The sequence below is a fragment of the Undibacterium sp. Tian12W genome (assembly GCF_049339405.1).
In the GTDB taxonomy this organism is placed as follows: Bacteria; Pseudomonadota; Gammaproteobacteria; order Burkholderiales; family Burkholderiaceae_D; genus Undibacterium.
The window spans coordinates 78057-89118 of sequence record NZ_JBMPPK010000025.1; the positions used below are offsets into that span (position 1 = coordinate 78057).

Sequence of the window (11062 nt, forward strand, 5' to 3'; positions counted from 1 at the left end):
GATTATTCCTCTTGTGCAGCTGTAGCATTAATTCTTTGCTGCGTATCTGCCGGTGGCTCTGTAGCTGCTGATTGCAAACCGCCCTGAGCTTGTGCTTGTTGGGCAGCCTGTTGTGCTGCCGCAGCTTGCTGGGCTTGTTGCATCTGCTGTGCCTGTTGTTGATTTGCCTGATTCAGCGCGGCCAGTACCTGATCACGCGGACCAAAGGCCTGTGCTACACCATCGCGTAGCAACAAGAGCTTGGTGGTGGCACCCAGAATCGTCGTACGGTGAGTGATCAACACGATAGTTTTGCCACGTTGACGCAGATCATTCACAGCAACGACCAGAGCCTGTTCGCCAATATCATCCAGATTCGAATTGGGTTCATCGAGTACCAGCAGGGATGGATCGTCATACATGGCACGCGCCAGACCGATACGCTGCTTTTGGCCACCAGACAGACCCGCACCGCCGTCACCCAAACGGGTGTCGTAACCTTGAGGGAAATGCAAAATCATTTCATGCACGCCGGCGCGCTTGGCAGCCATAATGACTTTTTCAGAATCAACTTCACCAAAGCGTGCGATGTTTTCTGCTACTGTGCCGCCAAACAATTCTATGTCTTGTGGCAGGTAACCAATATTTGGTCCGAGTTGATCTTTGTTCCATTGGTAGATATCAGCGCCATCAAGACGCACTTTACCAACCGCAGCTGGCCAGACGCCTACCAGCAAACGTGCCAGTGTGGATTTACCGGAACCTGATGGGCCGATCACGCCCAGCACGTCACCTGGTTGCAAGGCCATGGACAAGCCTTTGACAACAACCACAGTAGAGCCTGGAGGCGCTGCAGTCACGCCTTCGACAGACAAAGCACCCAGCGGTTTAGGCAAGTCCATGCCAGCCTGACGTGGTGGATTGGATGCCAGCAATTCATTCAAACGACCATAAGCACCTTTAACTGTGCTCCATTGTTTCCATACACCGATCAGTTGATCGATAGGACCAGTTGCCTTACCCAGCAAGATGGAGCCGGCAATCATCATACCTGGGGACATCTTGCCTTCAATCACCAGCAAGGCACCAAAACCGAGCACCAGGGATTGAACGGAGACACGAACAAATTTACTCAAAGCGGTAATAATGCCGGACTTCTCGCTCGCTTCTGCCTGCAATTGCAGGAAACGGCCATGCAATTTGAACCAGCGCGACATCAGGTTAGGCAGCATGCCCATGGCTTCAATGACTTCGGCATTACGCAGATTATTCGTCGCCAGATTGCTGGAGACGATGGCCATGGTATTGGCTTCAGTCAAAGGTTTTTTGGAAACCACTTCATTGGCGTACGCCAGGATCACCATGACAATCACCGCAGCCAGCGCAAACAAGCCGAGATAAGTATCAAACATGAAGATCACAGCCAGATAGAACGGGAACCATGGCGCATCGAAGAAGGCAAACAAGCCTGCACCTGTGAGGAACTGACGAATTTGCGTCAAATCCTGCAAAGCCTGGCCTGCATTACCGCCGCCACGTTTCAGGTTTTGTTCAAATGCAGCAGTGTAGATACGCTTGTTCATTTGCATGTCGAGCTTGGCACCCAGACGTATCAGTACAAAACTACGGATATATTCAAGCGCACTCATCAAGGCGTAAGCACCCAGCATCAACAATGTCAACATCAACAGAGTGATTTCGTTGCGGCTTTGCAAAACACGATCGTAAACCTGTAACATATACAGGGAAGGTGCTAACATCAACAGATTGATGATGGCACTGAAGATGCCAACGGTTCTGAAGGCACTTTTAAAGGTCATCAGAACCTGTGCAATTTCAGTTTGTGGAAGTTTTAGTTTCGAGATCATTTGTATTCTTTGCACACTGAAGTGCTAAAAACATCGCAATATAATAGGTGGCCGCTTGATGAGTAATCTCTTTGGAGGAGGAATTCATCGGCATTTTTAAGGCAAGGCGGCATTATCCCTGTTCACAACTCAATTAAATGTGACGTACATCACATTTTTCGAAAGCGTAACACAAGTTTTACGCTTTTAAAACGTGTTTCGTGTATCGAAGCCGATATATTTTGCATACCCCCTCCTGTATATCAAAAATCTCCATCTAGCCCCTGTGGTGCCATTGATATTCCCGGCATACTCCCCATATATTGGGAATACAAAAATTTTTGCCAGTTGCATCACATGATTAATTGACATGCTTTTTAAACATAAAATGCTGTCGATTTACAATCAGATATGCACATGCGGCACTTCGTTGAACCTCATTGAATGTATATACCTCACTTGAAATGCTGCAATTTGCTGTGATTTAGCCAGGATTCTCACTTGGTGTAGCCTTACCAGCATTGAACCTTGTGCAGAGTGGTCGTGTTTTGGGGCTAAACAGGGATGTATGACACTACAGAAGTTTGGGAATGCTTGAGTAAGCATGCTTAAAGCCGCGAACGCGAAGTGGTATGCGAAAAAAAACGCCCCGCAATATCCGTTGCGGGGCGCCGAGTTCTTAATGGTCTTGCTGGCTACGATATTATTTTAACTCAATTACTACTGTGTTTACTAGTGCTTGTGCAGATATATCATTTTTTAAGTTAACTTTTGTGTCTTCAACCAGGCCATATACCCATTCTATTTGCGCTGGCAAACATACTTTTTGCAGATCATAAAATTCACAGGCAAAACGACGGGCATTTTCACCCAGACGCTGCCTTTCTTCTGGCTGATCGAGTAAATCACAGACTTCCTGGCTCAGTGCAGCCACATCAAAAAAATCGACCAGCCTGCCCGTTTCATTGTGACGTATGGCCTCTCTCAAAGGCTGGGTATTCGACGCGACGATGGCGCATCCTGCGCTCATAGCCTCAAGCAGACTCCATGACAAGACGAAGGGGTAAGTCAGATAGACATGAACGCGCGACAATTGCAGCAAGGGAATAAAATGCTGGTAAGGAATATTCCCCAGGAAATGTATGCGTTCGCGCGCGCTTTCCGGTAGTTGCGGACTTACTTCGCTGAGGAAGATCTCTTTCCACGACCTGCCGGTTTCAGACTTGGCACCGTAACTGACATCATCCCCACCGACCATTAGTACGTGGGCATTGGGGCGCTGGGCCAATATCTGCGGCAAGGCACGCATGAAAATATGATAGCCGCGGTATGGTTCGAGATTGCGGTTGACGAAGGTGATTACTTCATCATCACGGGTCAGCTTCAATCCTCCCCCCAGGGCCAGGGCAACACCGGGATTGGGAGCGACCATATCCGTATTGATGCCGTCATGAATAACGCTGATGCGCTCACGGAAGGCGCTTGGGAAGGTGCTGGCCTGCCAGTGCGTAGGAGAAATGGCAGCATCCGCCATTTCTATATGCAAGAGGTTATTGATATTCTTGAGTTGTATCTTGCAGGCTTGCTCAATCGCATTGGAAGAGAACTCAGGATCAAACCCGACATCCGCTCCTTGTGCGTGATAAAAGAATTCGGCGTAGATGCCAAGCTTGGCTGTGGGCCATACTTTTTTCAGGAACAGGCTTTCACCCCAGCCTGGATGGGCGATGATGACATCAGGTACAAAACCCTGCTCACGCAATTGAAGCGCGGCACGCATGGCAGCTTCACCACGGATGACCTTGGGCTCACTATCGGCCAGCCAGGGATGGGTTTCAGCACTGGTACCACGCGCAACCTGGTATGAGAATACCTTGACGCCATTCCACAGCAACGGAGCAGCCTTTTGCATGGTCAGTGCGACAACTTCATTCGCCGGGTCTGCAGCCAGTGCTGGCGCAAGATGGACAAACTGACCTGGAAAATTTTGGTGAACGAACAGGATTTTCATAGCGCAAATTTAGTAGGAATACGAACTTCGTAAATTGCTACAGTATAAACGCTATTCGGCAGCACAGAGTCATGCCGATGCACTCATCCTGCAGGCAAATATTCAGGCAACAAGCAAATGCCTGGAAAACGCTTCGATAACAGCATCAGGTCGCAAATGATGCTCGTCTATATGCCATTGCTGATTCGCTTTACCGCCACCGCCATCGGTCAGGGTAAACACATCAAGAAAATCCAGACCCCGTTCTGCTACCTGCTGTTTCAGACTGGTATTGAACAGTGTCAGAAACTGACCAAATTCCTGCAACTGATCTGCTGCATAGCCATTTTCATTGATTAAATACGCCGGCACACCGCTGATGATGAGCGTGAGCTGGCGCGGCTGCGCATGGACAATAATAAAATCCAGGAAGGCCACTATGACGTCCTGCACCCGCTGTGCCAGGCTGATATTGGGGGAGTTAGGGGCGTTGTGGGCGTCAGTAGTGTTGCTGTTTGCAGATTTTTTACTGGCTGTCAGGATGCCGCTATCAATGCGGCAATCAATTTCACCTATGCTAATCAGCACGTTCGACGCAACAGGCAGGGCCTGCAGATATTGCTGCATTAATTGCTGGTAATGATTGGTTTCGACTTTGCCGATTTGCCATTGCGTACAACCTTCTATCCACAGCCCTTTGCATTGCAGATGTTGGCCCTGATACGTGACCAGCAGATTATGGGCCGACAAGATGTGACTCTCACCTATGACATACAGTGTGCCTTGTGCTTGCAGGGCTTGCACCTGCTGTCTGTACATTTGCCACCATAATTGAATTTTCAACATGAAGGCGCAGTAAATCAAAGAACCCTTGTCTTTAATCAGCGCATTGCCCAGCATGTCCTTTGCCACTTGCAGCAAAGCATCTACATTGGCCGGGTTACCAAAGACATAGTGCAGGATCGCCAGTTGTAATGCGGCATTTTGCCTGGGAAAACCGGTCGTGGTCAGTTCCAGCACTTTGGCATAATGCTGAACCGCCTCATTTAACTGGCCAGTGATTTTATAGGCGTGAGCCAAGCAAGCGTGCAATTCTGGATTGTCGGGCGCGATGCTTAATCCTTGCTGGTAACTTTGCCTGGCCTCAGGCAGTCTTTCCAGTTTCAGCAGCGCGTTGCCACGATTATTCCAAGATTGAAAATGACCAGGATGACTACGCAGCACCTGTTCATAGTCAGCCAGGGCCTGCGCATACAGGCGCATGTCCATGTACAGATTACCGCGATTAAAATGCGCATCAGAAAAATCTGGCTGTTGACGCAGCACATGCTCGTAACATGCCATGGCCTCTGCTTCTCGCCCCAAGGCACTTAATGCATTCGCCTTATTGTTGAGAACTTCGGCAAAGTCAGGCGTGGCCGACAAGAAACGGTCATAGCTGACAATGGCATCGGCGTGGCGCTCAAGGTCCATTAAAACATTGCCGAGTGAGGCATGTATGATGGTATTGGCTGGATTGATGGAGGCCGCCAAGGTCAGTAGTTCAATCGCCTCTTGCAAAGCACCCGTGCTGCGCTTAATCATGCCCAGGAATTGCAGGGCTTCAAAATGCCGGGCATCAATGATCAGTATTTGCTGATAGATGGCAGCAGCATCAGCCAGATTCCCGGCCTGATGCAATACCAACGCCTTTTGCAGCAACTGTGCTGCCTGGTTTACCCGTGCATGGGTAGCAGAGTTCGTACCTTTGGCTACAGCAGGTATTTTTTTCTTATGCATATTCAGCGCTTGAAGTTTATTTCAGTTGCGCGCGCAATAAATTCTCGACCTCAGGAATAGGCCTGGCACTCTTGCATCCCACGGCCCACAAATCAAAGGCTGACGGGCGCGACGCCGCTACCACTGTCTGAAAGCCTGCACCAGCAAGGGTATTCATCAATACTTTTTGGGTAAAACCACAACGGTGGGCCATAAACAAATTGCCTCTTTCCATGGCTGCGCGATGTCCGTACAGGATATCGATAGGTGCAATCGGCCCGGCGGGTGATATGTAGGCGGGTTCGAGTAATTTGTCCTCAGCCACCAGTTTGCAGACCGATACCATATCAGGACAAGTCACGACAAAGATGCCGTCATCCTTGAGCACACGCATAATTTCCTTCAGTGCAACCGGTACTTCGTGCGGATACAGGTGTTCAATATTATGGGAGGAATAAACCGCGTCTATGGAGCCTGTCTCAACAGCACTCATATCAGTCAAAGTCCCCTGGATATCAGGATTGACCTTAGGATCGATATCGAAGCGTACTTCCTGCCATTCATCTGACTGAAAGAAAGGTGTAGTACCTGACTTGTTTTGCGGACCGCAGCCTACGTGTAGTAATTTCAAAGGATCACCTGTAATTTAAACCAAAATTTAAACCAAAAAAAATGGGGCATATAGCCCCATTTTCCATGCACATTCTATATCAAGTCAAATACAGATTACTGTACCTGATCTGGACGTGAAGATGCCAGCGCCACTTTAGGCAGATGACGGAAAGACGCCCAGTGCAATTCCAGCAGGGACATCAAACCACTACGCACCCAACGCGCCAGTGTTGCATCATCAAGTGCCAGGACTTTTTCACGATCGACAATACGGAAGCCACCGATCAGGTGAACTTCATCGCCTTCACGGAAGTTGAGGTCTTTGGCAACCAATACGCCTGTGGTTTCCAATTCATTCAGAATGACGCGGCCTTCACGCAGGTTTTTCTCATAGCTGTTCAACAGCTCCAGTACCTTGCCAAAGCTGGGGTTGAATTCTGCTTTGTCTGTAAATACCAGTTCACCCTCTTTGGTGTTGAACTGTGGCGCATCCATATCAGCAGCCAGCACATAGTCATCAGTGTCACCGATACGACCCAGGATGAATGGGTAGCGACGTACATGAACTGGTACATAGGCCTCAGTCCATTCATTTTTTTCATTCAGGAATACATTGCGTTCTCTCAAACCCAGTACGGCAATCGGATTGAGCAAGCCGGATTGTGAGAACAAGACTGGATAGAACTGTGCTGCCTCAGGAATTTCTGTCGGTGCCAGTGGGGCAGTCGTCAGGCTACGGGCAAAAGCAAAGTCAGCAGCTGGTTGAAAGCGCAAAGATGCATGCAGGTTCTTGTCCAGGGTTTGAGCATTTTGAAACATAGTAAAACTCCAATAACTAGAAAAAGCCCATTTCCATTGACGGCATGGGTTAAGCGCCAGGCTTAGATGACATTAAATCGCAAATCAGTATTTATTTTGATCAAAACACGCAAAAAGCGACTACTTACATTGAAATGAAGACGTTTTGGTCAAAATCAAGTGCAGTATTGTATCAGCAGCTTAAAGCGATGGCGCTTTTTTCAGCATACAGGCAGTTTGGGGCATCTATGTGCTGCAAAATCAAGGCAGGCCAGGGTGCAGGTGCAACTTTGTTAGCAGATACGGTCAATGCCAGATTTTGATACCAGAGCGGTAATGGCATCATAGCAGTCCAGTCGCCAATGCTAGCGCTTACGCCATATCAGCAGATAGCCCGGAATGGCCTGCAAATTTTCCATTCTGATGGTCTGTGGCAAACATTGCAAAGATGCAAATCCATGTTCTGAGGCCAATTTGTCCAGGTAATTGAGTTGATGCGCATAACGGCCACTATTGCGTAGCGTATAGCCTGTGCTATCGGGAGTGGTAGCAGAACCTCCATCTGCAGATTCGACAGAAAAGGCAAACAAGCCATCGCGGATCAACAAACGACTGACCTCGGCAATGATATTGTCAAGTTGCCCCAGATATACAAATACATCGGCCGCAGTCACGACTTCATAGCTTGCACTTGCTTCTTGTTGCGTCATGCCCAGCAAATCGGCCTTGATCAACCTGTGATACAGCTGCCTGGCCTGGGCTTTTGCCAGCATTTTTTCTGACAGATCAACGCCAACGAGACTCGCAGCCAGTGGTGCAAGTTCTTTCGCGACCAAGCCGGTGCCGCAACCCAGATCCAATATGCGCCATGCCTTCGTGTCAGCCACGCGTAATTGCCTGAGCTCCTGCCCGATAATGACAGGAATCTGGTATTCCAGCACTTCTTGCAAATGCTGGTCAAAACGCTCTGCATAATCATCAAATACTTTACTGACATAGTTGACTGGTGCCTGAGCACTAGCCTGCCCACTGAGAACATGGATGAAATGCAAGGCATTGCCGTGTTCCGGGTCAAGGGCGACGGCACGCTGATAGCTGCTGATTGCCTGCGCAGTCTGGCCGGCATCCTTGTAAATATTACCCAGACTATTATGAATCTCTGCATGGTTGGGCTGCAGCGCAGCAGCACGCTCTGCACATAGTATGGCCTGATCTATGTCCTTACGCTTTTGATAAATCAAAGCCAGGTTATTCCAGGGCTCGGCCAGTGATGGATTAAGGCTGCTTGCCAGTTTGTAGGCGGATATCGCCTCTTCCTGCTGCCCCATGTCTTTATATACATTGCCAATATTACTGTGTGCTTCAGCATAGTCGGCCTTGAGCTTGCAGGCTTGCAGGAAACATGCGAGTGCCTCCACCAATTGGCCAGACTCCCGCAATGCCGATCCAAGGTTATTCAGGGCGTAAAAATTCCGGGGATTAGCTTGCAAAGAGCGCTGGATAAATTCTATAGCGTTAGCGTATTCTCCGAGCTGGTGAGCGGTCACTCCAAATAAATGCAATGTGTCTGCATGCCCTGGCTGTAACGCCAGAATTTGTTGATAGATTTGCCTTGCTGCCTCAATTTGCCCATTACGGTGCAAGTCCATGCCCTGCTCCACCCAGGCAGCAATCTGTTTTTGCGCATCCTGGTTTTGCTTGTCAGCCTGCGCCTGCGCGGCGTCGTATGCAGCCATGCAACATTGCTTGTATTTCTTCCCACTGCCACAGGAACAGGGATCATTACGGCTCAATTTTTTCATAGGCATTCGCAGGGCTGGCAAAACCAAGGATTCAGGATAGACGAAGCTGCATGCTAGCAAAGACTGGGCTTGAGCTGCAGAATTTAATCGTCAAAATTAAATAAAAATCTCAAACAAAAACCTTCAACAAAAGTACCGCTGTCGGCAAGAATCAACCATCATAAAAAACCCCACCGCTTTACAGAGGTGGGGTTTTTATTTTTACACAGCAGAGAGGATGTTTTCTCCCTGCTGCGTGGGTAGCAAGCTACCCATTTTCTTGCATAGCTTACTGAATTAAGCGATGAAGTCGCCAGCGACGATGGAACCTGCGCCAGTGATTTTAACGATAAAGTCAGTTGCATCAACAGTACCTACAGTGCCACCGATGTTTTGGAAAGCATAAGTACCAGCTGCTGTACCTGCGGCTACAGTGATAACGTAAGCCTGAGTATTCGCTGCCAGAGCCGCGCCAGCTGCAGTTGCTGCTGTAGCGATTGCTGCTGCCAGAGTAGATACGTCAGCAGTAGCGATAGACAACAGGTTCAGCGTTGTTGCTGCTGTACCAGTTTTGAACACGTCAGCGCCAGCAACTTTGAAGTTTGCTACTGTATCGATAGAGGAGATCACAGAACCAGTAGTGATAGTTTCAGCACCAGTTGCAGTTACAGACAGGTTGATCGTATCAGCACCAGTACCGCCGGTTACTGTTACTGCTGTCGCTGCTGTGCCCAACAGATTAACTGTTTGGCCGCCTGTACCCAGAACAACTACGTCGCCTGTTGCGCCTTTAGCGTAGTTCAGAGTTACACCAGCACCGCTTTCGTTAGTGAAAGTCCAGCCTGTTGCTGCAGAGCCAGTGACGTTCACTGTTTCAATGCCTGTTACCAGAGCAGTGATATTCAAGTTAGCACCGATAGCACCGATGTTCAGTGTATCTATACCCAAGCCGCCGTCCAGCGTTGTTGCGCCGGCGATTTGAGTTGCAGTGTAGTTGAATGTGTCGTTACCTGTGCCACCAACAACGCTCACTGTGTTAGTACCAGCAGTGAATGTGTTAGTACCGTTAGCCAGTGTGAAGCGTTCGATCGCAGCAGCAGCTACGATAGTACCGGCTGTAGTGAATGTCAGTGTTTCTGTATTGCCTGCATTGATAGTACCTGTGAATGCATTGTATTGCGCTGCAGTCAGAGTGTAGTTACCGGTTGCTGCCAATGTCAGGTTTTCAAAGCCAGAGATGTTCGCACCAGAGATGTTTGCACCAGCTGCCAATGTCAGAGTATCTGTAACGCCAGCACCTGCACTGAAAGTACCAGTGTAAGCGAATGCACCCAGTGTCAATGTTTGACCAGCACCAGCACCCAGATTAACGTTACCAGCCAGGAAGGAAGTACCAGCAACTGTCAGATCAACGTTATCAACACCTGTACCGCCAGTAACTGTAGTGATACCAGTAGTAGCTGCACCGAAAGTGATAGAGCCACCAGTGTTATCAGTGATCAGAGACTTGATGTTGGTGATGATACCGCCAGTTGAACCGTTACCGATAGCAACAGTGGAGTTACCAGTCAGGCTGATCGTGTCTGTGTCACCGACATTACCACTGATAGTTGTACCGTTCAGGTTAGCTACTGTGCCTGTGAAGTTGTCGTTCACATTAACAGCACTTGCGTAATTACCGCCAGCAACGAATGCTGTTGGAGTCAATGCTGTACCGCCACCATTCACTGGGTTAGTACCAACAACACCTGTTGTTACTACTGCGCCGCCAGACACTGTCACTGCATTGCTAACTGTAGTGTTGTTCACGCCACCACCAGTTGCATTGGAAGAAGACGTTGTGTCGATAACCAATGTGCCGCTAGTAACAGAGATCAAAGACAGATCGATGTTGTTCACGCCAGCGATATCATCAACGATAGTCAGTTGATGTGGAACGTTACCTGTGAATGTGATCACTGGTGTGCTCAGGGACAGAGCAGCACGGGCAGCAACCAGAGCAGCGTATTGGGAAGCAGTGATTACAACAGCAGAGTTTGCTGTGATGTTTTCAATACCAGACAATTGCGCGCCAGCCAGGTTGATCGCACCGTAAGTAACCAGTGTATCGTTGCCTGTACCCAGGTTGATCGTGTCTGTTACAACGCGAGCAACTGCAGTCGCTGTGGATTGTGCATTCAGGTTCACACCGTTTTCTGTCGTGTTGTATGTACCGGCAACATAGTTACCCAACAGTACAACGCGGTCATTACCAGCGCCGAGGCTCAGGAAGTTGGCGCCGCGGGCCAGTGTGACGT

General features: G+C 49.0%; 7 protein-coding genes. All 7 read right to left on the bottom strand.

Annotated features, from left to right (window positions below; all coding sequences use genetic code 11):
• Positions 1-2: 2 nt before the first annotated feature.
• A complete protein-coding gene (locus tag ACO0LI_RS26180; RefSeq protein WP_422950024.1) occupies positions 3-1799 on the bottom strand; it encodes a type I secretion system permease/ATPase in 1797 nt (598 codons plus the stop codon).
• 730 nt (positions 1800-2529) lie between these two features.
• Complete coding sequence (locus ACO0LI_RS26185; RefSeq protein ID WP_423036341.1) at positions 2530-3837, bottom strand: glycosyltransferase family 4 protein; 1308 nt, start codon at positions 3835-3837, stop codon at positions 2530-2532.
• 102 nt (positions 3838-3939) lie between these two features.
• Complete coding sequence (locus tag ACO0LI_RS26190; RefSeq protein WP_423036343.1) at positions 3940-5595, bottom strand: tetratricopeptide repeat protein; 1656 nt, start codon at positions 5593-5595, stop codon at positions 3940-3942.
• Positions 5596-5611: 16 nt separating this feature from the next.
• Entirely contained in the window at positions 5612-6205 is a 594-nt protein-coding gene (locus tag ACO0LI_RS26195; RefSeq protein ID WP_423036345.1) for a class I SAM-dependent methyltransferase, read from the bottom strand.
• A 95-nt stretch (positions 6206-6300) separates the two neighbouring features.
• Positions 6301-7005, bottom strand: a complete 705-nt coding sequence (locus ACO0LI_RS26200) for a SapC family protein (protein WP_423036347.1) — start codon at positions 7003-7005, stop codon at positions 6301-6303.
• A 344-nt stretch (positions 7006-7349) separates the two neighbouring features.
• Positions 7350-8792 carry a tetratricopeptide repeat protein gene (locus ACO0LI_RS26205; RefSeq protein ID WP_423036349.1) on the bottom strand — a complete coding sequence of 481 codons (1443 nt, stop codon included), beginning with the start codon at positions 8790-8792 and terminating at the stop codon, positions 7350-7352.
• A 270-nt stretch (positions 8793-9062) separates the two neighbouring features.
• A partial coding sequence (locus tag ACO0LI_RS26210) for a beta strand repeat-containing protein (RefSeq protein ID WP_423036351.1) occupies positions 9063-11062 on the bottom strand: 2000 nt, incomplete at its 5' end.

What these genes read in the sequence shown, in the direction of transcription:
- ACO0LI_RS26180 (WP_422950024.1), bottom strand. Translation starts at nt 1,799, where the DNA reads ATGACCTTTAAAAGTGCCTTCAGAACCGTTGGCATCTTCAGTGCCATC.
- ACO0LI_RS26205 (WP_423036349.1), bottom strand. Translation starts at nt 8,792, where the DNA reads ATGCCTATGAAAAAATTGAGCCGTAATGATCCCTGTTCCTGTGGCAGT.
- ACO0LI_RS26185 (WP_423036341.1), bottom strand. Translation starts at nt 3,837, where the DNA reads ATGAAAATCCTGTTCGTTCACCAAAATTTTCCAGGTCAGTTTGTCCAT.
- ACO0LI_RS26200 (WP_423036347.1), bottom strand. Translation starts at nt 7,005, where the DNA reads ATGTTTCAAAATGCTCAAACCCTGGACAAGAACCTGCATGCATCTTTG.
- ACO0LI_RS26190 (WP_423036343.1), bottom strand. Translation starts at nt 5,595, where the DNA reads ATGCATAAGAAAAAAATACCTGCTGTAGCCAAAGGTACGAACTCTGCT.